At 71.6% G+C, this 17,203-nt stretch carries 14 protein-coding genes; 8 read left to right on the top strand and 6 right to left on the bottom strand.

Features of this window, described 5'->3' with window-relative positions; translation table 11 throughout:
• Positions 1 to 35 precede the first annotated feature (35 nt).
• From WMF19_RS02115 to WMF19_RS02100, 4 genes are all read right to left on the bottom strand, one after another.
• Positions 36 to 605 (bottom strand): peptidylprolyl isomerase, encoded by a 570-nt coding sequence (locus tag WMF19_RS02115; protein WP_437327244.1) that lies wholly within the window; start codon positions 603 to 605, stop codon positions 36 to 38.
• A gap of 132 nt (positions 606 to 737) precedes the next feature.
• A complete protein-coding gene (locus WMF19_RS02110) occupies positions 738 to 1,949 on the bottom strand; it encodes a thiolase family protein (RefSeq protein WP_437897548.1) in 1,212 nt (403 codons plus the stop codon).
• Between the two features lie 219 nt (positions 1,950 to 2,168).
• Positions 2,169 to 2,960, bottom strand: coding sequence for a TPM domain-containing protein (locus WMF19_RS02105; protein WP_437897547.1), 792 nt, complete (start codon positions 2,958 to 2,960; stop codon positions 2,169 to 2,171).
• 14 nt (positions 2,961 to 2,974) lie between these two features.
• On the bottom strand, positions 2,975 to 3,601 hold the full coding sequence (locus WMF19_RS02100; protein ID WP_437897546.1) for a LemA family protein: 627 nt from the start codon (positions 3,599 to 3,601) through the stop codon (positions 2,975 to 2,977).
• 218 nt (positions 3,602 to 3,819) lie between these two features.
• On the opposite strand from WMF19_RS02100, the gene WMF19_RS02095 reads away from it, so the two are divergent.
• The 5 genes from WMF19_RS02095 (at position 3,820) to WMF19_RS02075 (ending at position 9,201) form a co-directional block, all read left to right on the top strand.
• On the top strand, positions 3,820 to 4,365 hold the full coding sequence (locus WMF19_RS02095) for an ureidoglycolate lyase (RefSeq protein WP_437897545.1): 546 nt from the start codon (positions 3,820 to 3,822) through the stop codon (positions 4,363 to 4,365).
• Positions 4,366 to 4,526: 161 nt separating this feature from the next.
• Positions 4,527 to 5,372 (top strand): TrmH family RNA methyltransferase, encoded by an 846-nt coding sequence (locus WMF19_RS02090; protein ID WP_437897544.1) that lies wholly within the window; start codon positions 4,527 to 4,529, stop codon positions 5,370 to 5,372.
• Positions 5,373 to 5,385: 13 nt separating this feature from the next.
• Positions 5,386 to 6,075 (top strand): hypothetical protein, encoded by a 690-nt coding sequence (locus WMF19_RS02085; protein WP_437897543.1) that lies wholly within the window; start codon positions 5,386 to 5,388, stop codon positions 6,073 to 6,075.
• A gap of 212 nt (positions 6,076 to 6,287) precedes the next feature.
• Positions 6,288 to 8,666: a (Fe-S)-binding protein gene (locus tag WMF19_RS02080; protein ID WP_437897541.1), complete on the top strand. Its 2,379-nt coding sequence runs from the start codon at positions 6,288 to 6,290 to the stop codon at positions 8,664 to 8,666.
• Positions 8,667 to 9,036: 370 nt separating this feature from the next.
• A complete protein-coding gene (locus WMF19_RS02075; protein WP_157906386.1) occupies positions 9,037 to 9,201 on the top strand; it encodes a hypothetical protein in 165 nt (54 codons plus the stop codon).
• 70 nt (positions 9,202 to 9,271) lie between these two features.
• Here WMF19_RS02075 and WMF19_RS02070 read toward each other — a convergent pair whose 3' ends face one another.
• A complete protein-coding gene (locus tag WMF19_RS02070; protein WP_437897540.1) occupies positions 9,272 to 11,635 on the bottom strand; it encodes an autotransporter assembly complex protein TamA in 2,364 nt (787 codons plus the stop codon).
• 338 nt (positions 11,636 to 11,973) lie between these two features.
• Between WMF19_RS02070 and WMF19_RS02065 the strand changes: the two genes are divergently transcribed.
• From WMF19_RS02065 to gspC, 3 genes are all read left to right on the top strand, one after another.
• Complete coding sequence (locus WMF19_RS02065) at positions 11,974 to 12,462, top strand: ubiquinol-cytochrome c reductase iron-sulfur subunit (protein ID WP_437897539.1); 489 nt, start codon at positions 11,974 to 11,976, stop codon at positions 12,460 to 12,462.
• Entirely contained in the window at positions 12,459 to 14,252 is a 1,794-nt protein-coding gene (locus tag WMF19_RS02060; RefSeq protein WP_437897538.1) for a cytochrome b N-terminal domain-containing protein, read from the top strand. Before WMF19_RS02065 ends, WMF19_RS02060 begins: the two co-directional genes overlap by 4 nt.
• A 330-nt stretch (positions 14,253 to 14,582) precedes the next feature.
• The gene (gene gspC, locus WMF19_RS02055; protein ID WP_437897537.1) at positions 14,583 to 15,551 is read left to right on the top strand and encodes a type II secretion system protein GspC; all 969 of its coding nucleotides are present in this window, start codon (positions 14,583 to 14,585) and stop codon (positions 15,549 to 15,551) included.
• Positions 15,552 to 15,577: 26 nt separating this feature from the next.
• Here the strand turns inward: gspC and WMF19_RS02050 are convergent, their stop codons facing one another.
• Positions 15,578 to 17,200, bottom strand: a complete 1,623-nt coding sequence (locus WMF19_RS02050) for a serine/threonine-protein kinase (RefSeq protein ID WP_437897536.1) — start codon at positions 17,198 to 17,200, stop codon at positions 15,578 to 15,580.
• Positions 17,201 to 17,203 lie beyond the last annotated feature (3 nt).

Here is a 17,203-nt window from a genome sequence, read left to right as displayed (position 1 = left end):
CGGCGCTGAACGGCGCCGCGCGGCGCGCCGCGCGCTTACTGCCGGAAGATCTCGACGCGCTCGAGGACGACGTCCTGGTTGGGCCGATCGCGCGTGGTCGCCACGTTGGCGATGCGGTGGACGATGTCCTGCCCGCTCACGACCTTGCCGAACACCGTGTGGCGGTTGTCGAGGTGCGGCGTCGGCCCGTCGGTGATGAACCACTGCGCGCCGTTCGTGTTCTTGCCGGCGTTGGCCATGGAGAGCACGCCGGCGCCCTCGTGCCTCAGCGAGGGGTTGAACTCGTCTGCGAACTTGTACCCGGGGCCGCCCGTGCCCCAGAGCGCCGCCTTGTCCGGGTAGCGCGAGAGCGGATCGCCGCACTGGATCATGAACCCCGAGATCACGCGGTGAAAGCGGACGCCGTCGTAACAGGGAGTCCCCTGCATCCCCTGGCCGGTCTTCGGATCGGTCCAGTTGATGGTGCCCGTGGCGAGGCCGACGAAGTTCTTGACCGTGTTGGGGGCGCCCTCTTCCTCGAGCCGGACCGTGATGTCACCGAGCGAGGTCTTGAGCCGGGCGTGGAGCTTGCCGGTGCCGGGCACGTTGATCTGGGGGAATTCCATCGGGACTTCTCCTTGTTTTGGCCGCCGAGGCGGCGCCGTCAGCCGAGGGAGGTGAGCCGCGGGCCCCCCTTCCTGCGTTCTGCTGCGCCGGTCTTATCTCATCTGGCGCCGCGGACGAGCGGCGAAATCACCTCACGCGCGCTCGAAGAGCGTCGCGATGCCCTGGCCGACGCCGATGCACAGCGAGGCGACCCCGACCTTGGCGCCGCGCGCGCGCATCGCATGCACCAGGGTGCACGCGATGCGCGCGCCCGAGCAGCCGATCGGGTGCCCGAGCGCGATCGACCCGCCGCGGACGTTCACGCGCGCCGGGTCGAGCTCGAGCGCGCGCGAGCACGCGAGCGCCTGCGCCGCGAACGCCTCGTTGAGCTCGAACAGATCCACGTTGGGTACGCGCAGCCCGGTCCGCTGAAGGAGCTTCTTCACGGCCGGGATCGGCCCCTCCCCCATGAGGTTGGGATCCACCCCGGCGGCCGCCGTCGCGATCACCCGCGCGCGCGGCGTCGCGCCGGCGGCCTGCACGGCGTCGCCCGAGGCGAGCAGGAGGGCCGCGGCGCCGTCGTTGAGGGGGGACGAGTTGCCCGCCGTGACGGTCCCGCCCTCGCGGAAGGCGGGCTTGAGCTTCGACAGCGCCTCGAGCGAGGCGTCGGCGCGCACGCCCTCGTCGCGCTCGAACAGGACGGGATCGCCCTTCTTCTGAGGGACGAGAACGGGGATCACCTCGTCGGCGAAGCCCCCCGACTCCCAGGCGAGCGTGGCGCGCTCGTGGGAGAGGAGCGCGAACCGATCCTGCTCGTCGCGGCTGATGCCGTGCTTCTTGGCCACGTTCTCGGCCGTCTCCCCCATCGACTGGAGCTCGAACCGCGCGGCCATCCTCGCGTTCGGATAGCGCCAGCCGAGGGTCGTATCGTAGAGGGTCGGCGCGCTCCGCTCGAAGCGCTCGGCCTGCTTGGGCATCGTGAACGGCGCGCGCGTCATGCTCTCGACGCCCCCCGCGATCGCGCAGTCGGTCTCGCCGGTGGCGATCATCCGCGCGGCGTCGGCCACCGCCTCGAGCCCCGAGCCGCAGAGGCGATTCACCGTGACGCCCGGGACCTCGTAGGGGAGGCCGGCGAGCAGCGCGGCCATGCGCGCGACGTTGCGGTTGTCCTCTCCGGCCTGGTTCGTCGCGCCGAAGACGACGTGATCGAGGCGCGGCGCGAGCGAAGGATTGCGACGCACGAGCGCGTCGAGGACGTGCGCTGCGAGGTCGTCGGGGCGGACCGTCGCCAGCGCGCCGGCGTAACGGGCGATCGGGGTCCGGACGGCGTCGACGACAAAGACAGGGCGCAGGGCAGCAGCCATGACGAGAGCGTAGCGTCGCCTGGTCAGCGCGCAGCGGGAGATCGCGCGCGCCCTGGAATCTCCGCTCGGCTCGACGCGCGCCGCGCCAGCGTCGATGCCGCGTGTGCCCGCCCGATCGCGCCAGGGGCGAGCACGGGGGCCGATCGGATGGCCGGCGCGGAGGACGACCGATCGGCCTGGTCCGTCCTGCACAGGGTGGAAGAGGCGGCGCGCAGCGGCTCAGTAGCTATCGCTGGATCCGCCCCCGCCGGAGCGACCGCCGCCGCCGCCGCCGAACCCGGACCCACCGCCGCCACCGCGGCCGCCGCCGCCACCTCGGAAGAGGAGCGCCTGGAGGACGAGCCACAGGAACCAGCGGAAGGAGGGCGAAATCAGCGCGAGCACGAGCGCCGCCGCGATGGCGACGACCGTCACGCCGATCCTGATCGGCGAGACCGGGGCGGGCGCCGGCTGGGCGCCGGGCGCCGGGCGCCGTTCCTCCTCGGGTGTCCCGGCGACGAGCGTCCTGGCGATCTCTGCAGTTCCCTGGTCGATGGCCTCGCGGAATCGATCCTGCCTGAGCAGCGGGTTGATGGTCTGCCGGATGATGTCGTTCGACTGGAGATCCGTGAGCGCTCCGCCCACGCCCTTGCCCGTCTCGATCCGGACGCGCCGCTCGTTCGGGGCGATCACGAGGAGAACGCCGTTGTCGGCCCCGCGCTGGCCGAGCTGCCAGGTGTTGAAGGCCTCGTAGGCGACGTCCTCGATCGTCTCGCCTTCGAGGGATCCGGCCACGAAGGCGACGATCTCGAACCCCGTCTCGCGGCGGATGCGATCGAGCTTCGCGTCGAGAGCGCGGATGTCGGACGGCTCGAGCCGTCCAGCGGTGTCGACGACGTGCCCTGTGAGCGTCGGCGGCGTGAAGTCGGCGAGGGCCGGCCGCGCGACGAGCGCGCAGACCAGCGCGAACGCGGCCGCGACGGCCCTGGCCACGGCCCGGAGCCGCGCCCCGCCCATGCCGATCCGGCGCATCGCCGCGCCCCTCATCAGAACGAGACCTTCGGCGCCGACTGGACCTCGGGAGACGCGGTGAAATAGACGCGCGGCTTGAACGGCTGGCCCGTCGCCTTGTTCACCACCTGGCCCCGGATCTTCAGGAGCTCCGCGTTGTACTCGCGCGCCGCCTGGTTGTACTCCTGGCGCGCCCGGAGGATCCGGTTCTCGATTCCCTCCAGCTGGATCTGGAGGCTGTGGAAGTCCTGGTTCGCCTTGAGATCAGGGTATTGCTCCTGCACGACGAGGAGCCGCGAGAGCGAGCCGCTGAGCTGCTCCTGCGCCTTCTGGAAGGCCTGCACCTTCTCCGGATCCGTCAGATCGTCGGCCTTGAGCTGGACGCTTGTCGCGCGGGCGCGCGCCTCGGCGACGCTCGCGAGCGTCTGCTCCTCGTGCTTGGCCGACCCCTTCACGACGGCCACCAGGTTCGGGACCAGGTCGTAGCGCCGCTGGAGATCCGCCTCGAGATCGGACCATTTCTGGGCCGCGATCTGATCTTTCTCGACCAGCACGTCGTAGCGCTGGCAGCCGACGACGGACGTCATGACGGCGAGCACCGCCAGGAACAGGGAGGCCACCGCGAGGCGCTTCCGAAATGTCGATTTGTGAACAATCCGCATGACTGGCTCCAGGGTCGCTTGCATTACCCGTCGGGTAAGCGTCGCGAGACGCCTTGCAAAACCCGGCCCCATGGCGCCCGCGGCGGGCTGGCGTGCTGCGGCGCCCCCGCGACGTGATACCCTTTCCGTGTCGTGCCCTCGGTCGGCGCGCCATGCACCGTGCAGGAGGGCCGCAGGGAGGCCACACGCGTGGCGCGCCGCCACAGTCGCCCATTACGATGAGCCACCGCCCGCGCATCGCAGCCCATTCGCTCAGCCCTGCAGCTTATGCGCCGTATGGCGACATCCTCATGGCCTCGCCGCACGGCGAGCCCGGGAGGCCCGCCAACCAGGGGACGGCGCGGCGCTTCGATCACCTCGCCGCGATCGAGAACCTCCGCCCCGGGCACGCCTCGCTGAACGTCTCGGTGTTCCGCTGCGCCCCGCGCTCGAGCTTCCCGCTCCCGATCGCCCTGCTCGAGAAGCACCCCGGCTCGACCCAGGCGTTCGTGCCGATGAGCGCGCGGCGCTACCTCGTCGTCGTGGCGCTCGGCGGCGACCGGCCCGAGCTCGCGACGCTCGGCGCCTTCATCGCCCACGGCGCCCAGGGCATCACCTATCGCCCCGGCGTGTGGCACCACCCCATGATCGCGCTCGACGCCGAGGCCGACTTCGTCTGCCTGTCCTGGGAGGACGGCTCTCCCGGCGACTGCGCCGTTGTCGAGTACGCAGAGGGCGAGCGGATCGCGGTCACGATCGACGCGCTCGACGCGCTCGATCGCTGACGGCCGGACGTCTCCTTCCTCCTCGCCGATCCCGCGCGGCGCGATGGCCCGCGCCGCCGCTGCCGGGAGGGACCGCGGCGGCCTTGGGGGGCGGTCGCCTCCGGGTCGCGCTGCGCCGCAGCCTCCGGGCGCGCGCCGCGCTATAGAGGCGCCCCCCCGCCATGCGCCGCTCGACCCCCAATTGCTCGTTCGTCGCGCAGGAGCAGCGAAGGCTGCTCGCCGCGCTCGACTCCCTCGACGTCGCCGATGTCGCCCGCATCCTCGAGGAGTTCGTCACGGACGAGCGCAGGGCCCGGCTGCGCGGCGTCATCGCGGCGCGGCTCGACGCCGTCACCGTGGCCATGGATGCGCCGCACGATCCGCACAACGGGGCCGCCGTGCTCCGCTCCTGCGACGCGTTCGGCTTGCAGCGGCTCCACATCATCGAGCGGGCCGAGCAGTTCCTCGTCTCGAACACGGTCTCGCGCGGCTCCGAGCGCTGGGTCGACGTGCGCACGCACGCGACCACCGAGGCCGCGGTCGCCACGCTCCGCGCCTCGGGGCACGAGCTCGTGGCGACCCACCCGGAAGGCGAGCTCACCCCGCGCGACCTCTCGAGCATCCCCCGCCTCGCGCTGGTCCTCGGCAACGAGCGCGACGGCATCCGCCCCGACCTGGCCGCCGGCTGCGCCCGCGCCGTGCGCGTCCCGATGCGCGGCTTCGCGGAGAGCCTCAACGTGAGCGTCACCGCGGCGATCCTGCTCGAGCACGCGACGAACGGCCGGCCCGGCGACCTCCCGGAGCCCTACCGGATCCATCTCTATGCGCGCGCGCTGGTGCTCACCGTCCCCCACGCGGCGGAGATCCTGGCCGCGCGGGGCATGCACCTCCCCCAGCCCCTCGGAGGAACGCCGCCCCCTCCCCCGAAGCCGCGCGGCCCCAAGCCGCGGAGGCCGCCCGCCCCGCCCGCGCTGCCCGCGCTCGAGCCGCGCAGCGCCGGCGCCCCGCGGGAGCCTGAAGGCGGATAACATGCAGCTCCCCATGCGAAGCCCCGGTCCCCCGCGGCGCGAGCCGCGCGCCCGCCGCGACGCGACGCGCCTTCCGACACCTCACGGCCTCCGCGCGCGCCTCGCCCGCGCGGCGATCGACGTCGCGCGCGGCGCGGCCGCCCTCGCCCTGCTCCTCGCCGGCTGCATCGAGGTGCCGCCGCCCCCGCCCAGGGCGCCCCTCCAGCCGAAGGACATCAAGGTCTCCGAGGGCGTCGGGCTCGAGATCGCCTGCACACCGACGGGGGTCGAGCTCTGCTTCGACGCCCGCGACAACAACTGCAACGGCGTGATCGACGAGGGCTGCGGGCTCCACACCGGGATCCTCCAGTTCACGATCGCGTGGGAGGAGCCCGAGGCCGACGTCGATCTCAACGTCTATGACCCGGCGGGAGAGCTCGCGCGCGTCGGGGAGCCGACGGCGAGCGGCCTCATGAAGGATCGCGACTGCCCGCGCGTGAGCGGCGAATGCCAGGAGCAGAACGTGGAGAACGTCTTCCTCACCGAGGGCGAGCCGGCGCGGGGCCGCTACCGCGTCGTCGTGCGGCTCGACAAGCTGAACGACGCGACGGCCCCCATCCGCGTCCGCCTGAGCGCGCGGGTCGGCCAGCGCTCGTACAGCATGGCGCTCGATCTGTCTCCCTCCGCCGCGACCGAAGAAAAGAGCGTCGAGTTCACGCTCTGAGCCGCCCACGCGGCGCGCCGCCCGTGTCCCCGGCGCCGCGCGAGGAGCCACCCCAGCGCGCGCCGACGTATCCGCCCTTGCAAGAACAGAAATCCGGCGAAGGACCTCCGCGCGCTCCATCGCCGCCGCGCGGTTGACGTCCGGCAGCCGCCCACCTTAAAAGATGTGGCCATTTTGCACCTGGAGACGCCCCGCGAATGAATCCCACGTGGATGCTCACATTGCTCGTCGGCCTCTTCGCCGCCTTTGCGTGGAGCGCCAACCGGCGTTGGCAGCTCCTCAAGGTCGGGCGCGGAGAAGACCGGCTCGACCGGATCGCCGAGCGCCTCAAAGGCACCTGGGAGTACGCCTTCCGGCAACGGAAGATGGGTTACTACCCGCTCGCCGGGCTGGCGCATAAGCTCATCTTCTTCGGATTCCTGGTTCTCCTGCTCCGGACGCTGATGCTGTGGGGGCGCGGCATCGACCCGTCGTTCGACCTGTGGATCCTGGGGCACGAGCCGGTGCGGCTTCCGGGCATCGGCGCGGTGCCGCTCGGCGGAATCTACGAGTTCGTGAAGGACGTCATGGCCACGCTGGTCGTGGCCGGCGCGCTCGTGTTCATCTACTACCGGGCGATCAAGCGCGAGCGGCGCATGACCCTGTCCGGCGAGGGGCTCCTCATCCTCGGCATCATCGTCACGATGATGGTGAGCGACATGCTCTATGACGGCGCCTCGCTGGTGCTCCACCACCGCTGGTCCACGGCGGCGTGCGGCCCCGCGGACGCGGCGCTCTGCGAGCGCGTCGCCACCGTGACGGCCCCGTTCGCGGGCGTCCCCGCGGACCCGGCGGCGCTCCGCTGGCACCTGTTCCCGGCCCCGGCGGGCTCGCTGTTCGCCGTGCTCCTGAGCGGCGCCAGCCCGGGGACGCTCGTCGTGCTCGCGCACATCGGGTTCTGGACGCACGTCACGCTGGTGCTCGTGTTCCTGAACCTGCTCCCGCACTCGAAGCACTTCCACATCATCACGTCGATCCCGAACGTCTTCACGCGCAACATCGAGGCGCGCGGCCGGCTGCCGCTCGTCGCGGGCAGCGCCGAGGCGATCGGCGAGATGGTCATGAAGGCGGCCGAGGAGCCCGAGAAGGCCGCCCCGGTCGGCGTCGCGCGCATCGAGGATTTCACCTGGAAGGCGATCCTCGACTTCTACACGTGCACCGAGTGCGGCCGCTGCAGCGACAACTGCCCGGCCCACAAGACGGGCAAGATCCTGAGCCCCAAGCAGCTCACCCTGGACCTGCGCGATCACCTGTACGGCCGAGAGGGGGAGTTCATCAACAGGCCGGGTGGCCCGCGCGGCGACGGCGACGGCCACGCGGCCAAGGCGAACGGGCAGGCCACCGACGGGGCGGCGCAGGACGGCCAGGCGGCGGAGGCGGCGGAGACGCAGGAGGGCGCCGAGCACGCCGAGCAGGCGGCGCCGGAGAACCCGGTCCCGATCCCCGAGGTCGCGTACAAGCCGGTCGACCTCGTGGCGAACGTCGTCCATCCGGACGTGCTCTGGGCCTGCACGACGTGCCGGGCCTGCGAGGAGCAGTGCCCGGTGATGATCAGCTACGTCGACAAGATCGTCTCCATGCGCCGCCACCTGGTCCTCGTGAAGGGCGAGTTCCCGGCGGAGCTCGGGAATCCGTTCAACGCGATGGAGGTCAACGGCAACCCCTGGAACCTCGCGCGCCTCGACCGCGGCAACTGGGCCGAGGGGCTCGAGATCCCGACCATGGCCGAGAAGCCGCAGGCCCCCGTGCTCTACTGGGTCGGCTGCGCGGCGAGCTACGACGACCGCGCGAAGAAGATCGCCCGCGCGACCGCCAGGCTCCTGAAGGCCGCCGGCGTCGATTTCGCCATCCTCGGCCAGGAGGAGACCTGCACCGGCGATCCGGCGCGCCGCGCGGGCAACGAGTACCTCTTCGCGATGCTCGCCGAGCAGAACGCCGCGACCCTGAACGGCTACAAGGAGCAGGGCGGCATCCGGAAGATCGTCACGACCTGCCCGCACTGCTTCAACACGCTCGCGAACGAGTACCCCGACTTCGGCGCGAAGTTCGAGGTCGTGCACCACACCGACTTCCTGCTCGGCCTGGTCGCCGAGAAGAAGCTCGTCCCCAGCAAGCCGGTCGAGGGGAAGGTGGTCTTCCACGACTCCTGCTACCTCGGCCGCTACAACGACGTGTACGAGCAGCCGCGCGACATCCTGAAGCGCATCCCCGGGCTGCAGCTCGTCGAGGCCGAGGGGTGGAACCGGCAGAAGGGGCTGTGCTGCGGCGCCGGCGGCGCGCAGATGTGGATGGAGGAGCAGAACAAGGACCGCGTGAACGTCAAGCGGACACTGCAGCTGCTCCAGACCGAGGCGAAGACCATCGCGACCGCCTGCCCGTTCTGCCAGACGATGATCACCGACGGCCTCAAGGATCAGTCCAAGGAGGAGTCGATCCGCCAGCTCGACGTGGTCGAGCTGCTCGAAGAGAGCTGCGCTCTCGACCGCTCGGCCGGCAGCCGCTCGGCCGCCGCCCAGGACGCCGCTGAGACGGCCGCGTCCGCCAGCGCCTGATCCCGCCGAATTCCGTCACTAGTGCACGCTGGAACGGTACGCCCTGCGGTCCATGACGCACCGTTCCAGCGCGTTCGCCCACATGTGCGCCCTGGAGCAGGCCTGATGGTGTTCAGGCGCAGCCTTCTCGTGCGTCCCGTCTCGGCCTGAGCTAGATTCGGCCCTGCCGCCGGAGGTGGATGTGATTGAAGGCGCTCTGAAGGGGACCCCGAACCTGGACCCCTGCCCTACGCCGGAGGGGACCGCAAGTGCGGATTACCGGCTCACAGGGATACTGGCCCATCCGATTTGCGTCTCGGTCGACGCGATCGCCGACAATGCGCTGCGCGCGCGTCAAGCAGCCTCAGGCGCAACCGAGCACCGCTGCGACGTGTGCGACAGGGCCATCGCGGGCGAGCCCCACGGGCGCGGCCTCTACGTGTGGTCGCGCGGCGACGAGCTCCGGTTCGAGGAGCCTGCCCTGTGCTGCCTCTGCTCGGTCGCCATCGGGATGACCGCGCTGTCCGCCTGGAACGTCGAAGAAGAAGAGGGCTGATCGCCCGCGGCCTGCGCCGGAGGCGCGGGCCCCACCGCCCTCCGTCGCCCGCCGGACGGATCACCGCACGTCAGAACGCCTCGCCGATCGCCAGGTTCACGGCGATGGGCAGCACATCGAACAGCTTGCCCGGGTGCCGCTCGTCCTCGGGCCAGCCTGCTGCTTCTGTCTCGTTGCAAACACCGAGCACCTGCAAGCAGGGGATGCGGTAGCCGACGTCGAAGCGCAGCGGTCCGACCGGCGTGACGTAGCGCAGCCCGAAGCCCGCCGAGAGGTGCAGGCGCTGCGCTCCCGAGCGGAACAGCCGGTGCTCCCGGGTGACATCGCCGGCGTCGGCGAAGATCACCGTACCGAAGCTCTCGCCGAGCGGTATCCGCAGCTCCAGGCTCGTCTCCCACAGCAGGCGGCCTCCGATGGGGACCAGCGGGGCCTCCTCGTCGGTGCTGCCGCCGGCTGTCAGGCTCGGCACGCGGGCGTGCGGGCCGACCTCGTTGTACCCGTATCCGCGGTTGCTGGTCGCGCCTCCGCTGAAGAACCCACGGAACTGCATCAGCTGAAGGTCGGCCCCCACGTCTCTCCGGCAACGGTCCCTGTCCACGCCCGCGAGGGCGTCGCACTGGGCAGGATCCACGGAGGCGTCGCCGTAGTGGCCCGTGAACAGCCACCCGGTCATCAAGCGGAAACCCAGGGTCCATCTCCTCGAAACAGGGAGGTAGGCACGAAACTCGGGTTGAAGACGGATGTCGCGCGCGGAGTGAAACCGCTTGTCCCGCTCGTCCTGCGCCTTCTCGCCGACCAGGGCCTCCGCGATCGCGGTGTCGAACCCCAGATAGCCGGCCAGCTGCGTGTCCAGCGCGATGTAATAGCCGTGATGGGGGGTGACCCTGTCGGGCTTCCCCGCCTGGTTCAGGCGGCGGTCATAGGACACCTGCGCCTGGAGGTAAGGGATGAAGAGGGTCCCGAACCCGGAGGGCAGCCGCGCCGAATTGTAGGTGAACGGGCTGTTCAGCTGGACGTTGTAGAGGAGGGCCGCGTTCAGGTCCGATTTCAGGAAGGGCCGCTCGACGCCGATGGACCCGACGTACTCGCGGTAGCCGACGATCGCGTGCTCCGGAGCCTCCTGGGCAGCACCTGGTGCAGCTCCTGCCCCCCCCTCGCCGGCGCCGCCCTGCTTGTCCGGCTTGGTGCAGAACTCCCCTGTCTGGGGGCAGTAGAGCTTGAACGAGCCGCGCAGCACCGCGGCCGTGCGCCGCTCGATCGCCCCGGGCTGGCGGAGCTCGGACCGGAGCTGGATCTCCGGCAGGAGGCGGAACGTGTCCCCGAGCTCCTTGCCGAACAGGTTCGAGAACTCCACCGGATAAAAGACGAGCCCCGGCCGGGCCTCGACGCTGAAGCGGCGCAGCCCCCCGAGGAAGTTGCGATCCTCCCATCCGGCGACGAGGTGCGCCTCGACGCGCGAGCCGACCTCGGCGCCTCCGCCGAGCCTCACGGCGCGCAGCGCAGACGGCTGCACGGAGAACGTCACGGGGACGACCGGGTTCCTGGGCTGTCCGGGCGGCGCGAGCTCGGGCTTCACGGCGACGGCGCCGAACACGCCGAAGTCGGCGAGCGCCTGCTCTGCGTCCGCCAGCTCCGCGGTCGAGAAGCGCTCGCCCTCCTCGATGCCGATCGCCGTCCTGACGGGCGCCTCGGGCAGCTCGCCGAGCCCCTCCAGCTTGACCTTGCCGAACCTGCACTCGGGGCCGAGCTCGATCGTGTAGCGGATGCGCGCCTCGTTCTTCACGAGGTCGACGTCGACGTGCCCCTCCACGTTCGCGTAGGCGAAGCCGCGATCGGTGAGGACCCGGAGCAGGCGCTTCTTGAGCTCCTCGTACCGAGCCTCGTCCATGCGCTCGCCGACCTTGAGCTCGCCCTTCGCCTCGGTCACCGGCCGGTCGATGTCCCTGCCCTTCTCCAGGGTCCAGTCCCGCCACGCGAGATCCACCGACGCGATCTTCACGGGCGCGCCCTCGGAGACGACGATGCGCACCCGCACGCGCCCCTCCTTGCCGGGGCCGCCGAAGCGCTGCACCCGCGCCGCGCGCACCCGCGCGCCGTAGAACCCGCGCGCGCGGTAGTACCGCTCGATGCGGGCCAGGTCCCGCTCGAGGACGAACCGGTCGAACCGCTCGTACTCGACCGTGAGCGCGTCCCAGATGCTCAGGATCGGCACGGGCTCGAGCGCGCCGGCGAGGAGGCGCGAGCTCTCGGCCGTCGCGATCCGCGCGGCGAGCTCGTCGCCGCTGATCACCTCGTCGCCCTCGAACGAGACGTCCTCGATGGCGCACCCGCTGAGGTCGGGACGCGTACACGCCGGCGGTTGACGCGAAGCGGCACAGGCGGAGGCCCCGAACACGGCGAACATCACGAGCGCTGCGGCGATGGGGCGAGGCATCGGGACAACTGAAGGAGAACTTTCGGCTGTGCCGGCCGAAACGCAATCGCCCCGATGTGCGCGATGGCGAGGATTCAACGTTACGCCTGTGTTTTCGATATGCTGCGTCCGCTTCGGCCGCCGAGGGCCCCGCTCCAGTCTGGGCGGCATTCGGAGAGCGGCGCGAGCGAGGGAGAGCCTACGAGATGGCAGAGCCGACGCAAAAGGAACCTGGTGCCGGTGGGTACCTGGGACATGGATTGCCGCACGAACCTGGGCCTCACGGGGTGCTAGCGGGCGCCGGCGCGCCGTCTGCAGGCCCCGCCCCCGAGGAGCGGCGTGGCGCCCTGAAGGCGCTCGTGGCCATCGGCGGTCTGGCCTGCGCCGGCGCGATCGCCGTACCGGCGGCGAGCTTCATCGCGGCCCCCGCCGCAGGCAGCGCCGGCACCGCAGGCGGGCGCGAGCGCTGGGTCCGGGTCGGGCGCCTCGCGGACCTCCCGCCGGGCGAGCCGCGGCGGCTCAAGGTGATCGGCGAGGAGCGCGACGCCTTCACGGTCGCGAAGGACCAGATGCTCGGCGCGATCTGGGTCATCCGGGAGGGCGAGAAGATCCGCGCGATGAGCGCCACGTGCCCGCACCTCGGCTGCGGGATCGAGCTCAACGACGACAAGAAGAGCTTCAACTGCCCGTGTCACGCGTCGCGCTTCGGCCTGTCGGGCGCGCCTGAGACGGGGCCGTCCCCGCGCGCCATGGATCCGCTGGCGACGAGGGTCGTCGACGGCTGGCTCGAGGTGGACTTCCGGCGCTACCGTGACGGGGTCGCCGAGCTCCAGGAGATCGCAGGATGAGCCTCGGCGACTGGCTGAACGATCGCATAGGGCACCGCGAGCCGCTGCGCCGGTTCCTCGACGAGCCCATCCCTGGCGGCGCGCGCATCGGTTACGTGTGGGGAGGCGCGCTCGCGCTGCTGCTGCTCATCGAGGCCGTCACGGGCGCCCTGCTCATGTCGGCCTACGCCCCGAGCGCGACGACGGCGTGGGCCAGCGTCGCGCACATCAACTTCACCCTGCGCGCCGGGTGGCTCATCCGAGGCCTCCACTACTTCGGAGCGCAGGCGCTCGTCGTCCTGGTCGCGATCCACGTGGCGCGGATCGCGCTCCACGGGGCGTACCGCGCGCCGCGCGAGATCGGCTGGTTCCTGACCCTCGGCCTGCTCGGCGTGATCCTCGGCTTCGCCTTCACGGGCAACCCGCTCCCGTGGGACCAGGACGGCTACTGGGGCGCGCGCGTCGAGACCGGCATCATGGGCTCGGTCCCCGTGGTCGGGTCGTTCACGCAGCAGCTCGTCATCGGCGGGAGCTCGCTCGGGCACCTGACGCTGACGCGGCTCTACGGCCTGCACGTCTTCGTGCTGCCGGCGGTCATGGCCTTGCTGCTCGCCGCGAGCTTCGCGCAGTTCCGCAGGCACGGCTTCGGCGCGCCGCACGGCGCCGACCTCGGCAAGGCGGATCGGTTCTACCCGAAGCAGCTCGGCCTGATCCTGGTGGCCGTGGCGCTCGTGCTGGTCGTCGTGTTCGATCTCGCGGCCATGGAGCACGGCGCCCCGCTCGAGGCGCCCGCGGATCCCGTCAGCGACTACAACGCCCGCCCCGCCTGGTACTTCCGCCCGCTCTTCGAGCTGCGCAAGTTCTTCCCTGGCTCGCTGGAGCTCATCGCGACCGTCGGCCTGCCGGGGGTCATCGGGCTGTACCTCGCCCTGCTCCCGTTCATCGACAGGAAGCCCGGCCCGCTCCGCGCGCGGCTGCCGGCGCTCGCGCCGCTGCTCTTGATCGGCCTCGGGGCCGTCGGCCTGCTGGGGAAGTCGCTCGTGAAGGACGCGAAGGACGAGGCCTTCCAGCGCTCGGAGGCGCAGAGCGCCGCGCGGACCGCGCGCGCGGTGGCGCTGTTCAAGCAAGGCGTCCCGCCCGAGGGCGCGCTCGCGATGCTCCGGAACGATCCGGAGACGCGCGGCGAGGACCTCTACAAGAAGGAGTGCGCGAGCTGCCACCGGCTGAACGATCTCGGCCCGCCCAAGGAGAAGCAGACGGCGCCGGATCTCACGGGGTTCGGGACGAAGGCCTGGGCGCTCGAGGTGCTCAAGGATCCCGACGCCGACCACCTCTTCGGCAAGACGGCGTTCAAGGAGATGATGCCGTCGGCGGTGAAGCCGCCCGCGGATCCCGAGGCGGCGAAGGTGTTCACGCCGATGAGCGCGGCCGACCAGGAGACGATCGCCGCGTTCCTCGAGGGGCAGGCGCGCGGGGAGCCCGGCGCCGGGACGCCCGGAGAGAAGATGGTCCGGCAGCGGTGCACGAGCTGCCACCGGCTCGACGGCAAGACCGACGACGAGGAGTCGGCCGCCCCCGAGCTCCGCGGCTGGGCCTCGGTCGCGTGGATCGAGGCGCAGATCACGAACCCCGGCAGCGGCAAGGCCTACCCGCCGGCAGCCATGGCGAAGGATCTGGAAGGCCACATGCCGGCGTTCGAGGAGAAGCTCTCCGCGAACGACCGGAAGGTCCTCGCCGCCTGGGTCTACCGCCGCGGCCGCGGTGAGTCCGGGACGACGGTCGCCGCCAAGACGCCCGACAAGAAGCCCTGAGCGAGCCGCCCGCCGGCGCTCGCTGCCCCCACTCTCCTCCTCCCGATCACCCTCTCGATGAGCGCCACCGCGGCGCGCGCTCGGCGCTCGCGCGGCTCGTGGACGCGCGCCGATCCGTTCGGGTCAAGGCGCGCGATCCGACAGGCGCTCGCGCGGGGCGCGCGATCTGCCAGGTGCGCGCGCGGGCGCGACGGGCCGGCACGCGCGGTGCTGCGCGTCCCGAGAGGGAGGGTCGGTGGCGACATTGTGCACGGTCGCCTCCACGCCGGCGTGCGCGCGGCGCCCGCCTCGAGCGCGGGCGGCGATCGAGCCCCAGAAAGAGCAGGACCCGTGGACCTGGATGCGGCTGTAAAGCACCACTTCCTGTGGATCGCGGGCACGATGATCGCGTCCGCTGCCTACTTTCAGGCGTCGGGGGTGTCTCACCTGCTCGGGAAGACGATCATCCCGGACAGAGCCGCCAGGCTCTCTTCCACGCCCCCTGCGCCTCACCGCGCGCTGCGCGACGGCCTCCACGCGACGAGCGCCGAGGCGATCCTGCAGCGCAACCCCTTCGACTCGGCGACGGGGCCGCTCCTCCCGCCCCCGGGCGGCGCTCCCGAGGAGCGCGCGCCCGTGGCGCACGGCGATCCGTGGAGCGATCCGACCTGCGACGCCGGACGCGTGGTGCTCATCGCGGCGTCGCAGGACGCCGCGTGGTCCTTCGCGGCCATCGAGGGGCCCGACGGGCAGACGCAGCTCCGCCGGCTCGGCGGCGACGCGGCGGGAGGCACGCTCACGCGCATCGCGTGGGACCGCGTGTGGATCACCGCGGGCGGCGCGCGCTGCCAGATGCAGCTCGGCAAGGCCGGCAAGCTCGGCAAGGGCGCGCGCGAGGAGGCGCCCGCCCCGCAGCCCCGGCCTCAGGCGAGGCCGGTCGGGAGCAACGACAACCTGAACACGATCCCGCCGGAGATCGCCGCCCGCATCCGGCGGGTGAGCGCCACGGAGTTCAACGTCGACCGCGCGGCGGTCGATCAGATCCTCGAGCAGCAGGCGCTCCTCATGCGCTCCGCCCGGGTGATCCCGGAGCGGCGAGGTGACCAGGTCGTCGGGCTGAAGCTCAGGATCAGGCGAGGCTCGCTGCTGGAGACGCTCGGGCTGGAGAGCGGAGATACCCTGAGGTCGATCAACGGCTTCGACGTCACCGATCCCCAGAAGGCGCTGGAGGCCTACGCGCGGCTCCGGACCGCGAACCGCCTGTCCGTCGCGATCGAGCGCGGCGGACAGCTGATGACGGTCGACTTCAACATCCGCTGAGGACCTGCGCCGGGCGCGCGCGGAGCTCAGCCGAAGGCGTCGACGGCCGCCCTGGCCGCCTGGCCCGAGAGCGACGGCGGCGCGACCGTCTCCCACCACGCCGCCGCGTGCTGCTCGGTCCAGTCGGCGTCCATGTGGAGCGCGGCGAGCCGCTCGGACAGCTCGCGCGCCGACTGCGGCCGCCGCGCGGGATCCTTCTCGAGGCAGTCGAGCACGATGCGATCGAGCGCGGGCGGGATCGCGCGCGCCGCGCGCTTCGAAGGCGCGACGGGCGCCTCCGTCGCGTGGAGCAACATCGTCTTCATCGACGTCTCGGCCTCGAACACGAGGGCGCCCGTGAGCAGCCAGTAGGCGACGCACCCGAGCGCGTAGATGTCGGTCCGGCCGTCGATCGGGCGGTCGCCAAGCACCACCTCCGGGGCCATGAACGCGGGCGTGCCGGTGATCGCGTTGTCCGCGGTCAGCTTGGAGGGGTCCGCGTCCTTCTTGCGCTGGGCCACCAGCCCGAAATCGAGCACCTTCAAGAAATCGAGATCTGCGCCGTAGCGGCACAGGAAGAGGTTGGCCGGCTTGATGTCCCGGTGCACGAAGAAGGCCCTGTGCGCCTCGTGGAGCGAGTGGCAGGCCTGCCGGAGCAAGTGGACGACGCGCGCGGGCGGCTGCGGGCCGTCCAGCTTGACGAGGGTGTCGAGGTCCATGCCGTCGAGCAGCTCCATCACATAGTAGAACGACCCGTCGCGGGCGACGCCGAAGTCGAAGATGCCGATCGTGTGCGGCGATCGGAGCGCGGCGGTCGCCTGCGCCTCGCGCTCGAACCGCGCCTTCGCGTTGCCGTTGCTCGATGGCTCGCCCTGGAACGCCTCTGGCCGGATCAGCTTCACGGCCGCGGGGCGGGCGAGCATCCGGTGCTTCGCCCGCCACACCTCGCCCATGCCGCCGCCGCCGAGCCGCTCGACGAGCCGGTAGCTGCCGAGCTCCCGCGCCGCGTCGAGCTTGCGCCCCAGCCCGAAGACGACGCGCGACACGAGGACGGAGAGCGCGAGCGCGATGACGCTCGGGAAGAACCGGCGGAACATCGCCTCGCGCGAGGGCGGCTCCATGAAGCCCGAGCGGACGAGCACCCAGAGGCAGGCCGGATCGGTGAGGATCGCCAGCGTCGAGGTGAACAGCGTGCGCACGCTCGGGGCGGGGACGATGATGGGGAACATGAGCACCCAGACGGCCACCGGCGGCCATCCCGGCAACATCGGCCCCTCCGGCCACGGCTGCGCGTTGGAGATGACCGAGAGCAGCGCGGCGCCCAGGATCTTGTAGGCGAACGAGAGATCGACGATCCGCGGCGGCGACAGGAGCCCCTTCCGCGCGATGACGAAGAGCGCGGCCGAGACCAGCATGAACGGCAGGAAGACCGCGACGCGGATCGGGTAAGGGCCGAGCTCGAGGCCCGGGATGAGCTCCGAGACGAGGAAGCCGAGGGCGCCCGCCACGATCGTGCAGAGCGCCATCCACGCGACGCGCCTCGTCGCCTCCTGCTCGAGGTCCGGGGGGAGGCGCGGCGACAGCCACTCCCAGCGCGGCCTCGCGCAGGTCTTGCTGGCGTCGGGGCCGAGGAAGACGGTCTCGCTCATGGAGTCGCGCGCGAGGCCCACGGC

This window comes from Sorangium sp. So ce124, assembly GCF_051525235.1.
GTDB lineage: Bacteria > Myxococcota_A > Polyangia > Polyangiales > Polyangiaceae > Sorangium > Sorangium atrum.
The sequence above is the reverse complement of the archived record's forward strand: the minus strand, read 5'-3'. Positions and strand labels throughout refer to the sequence as shown.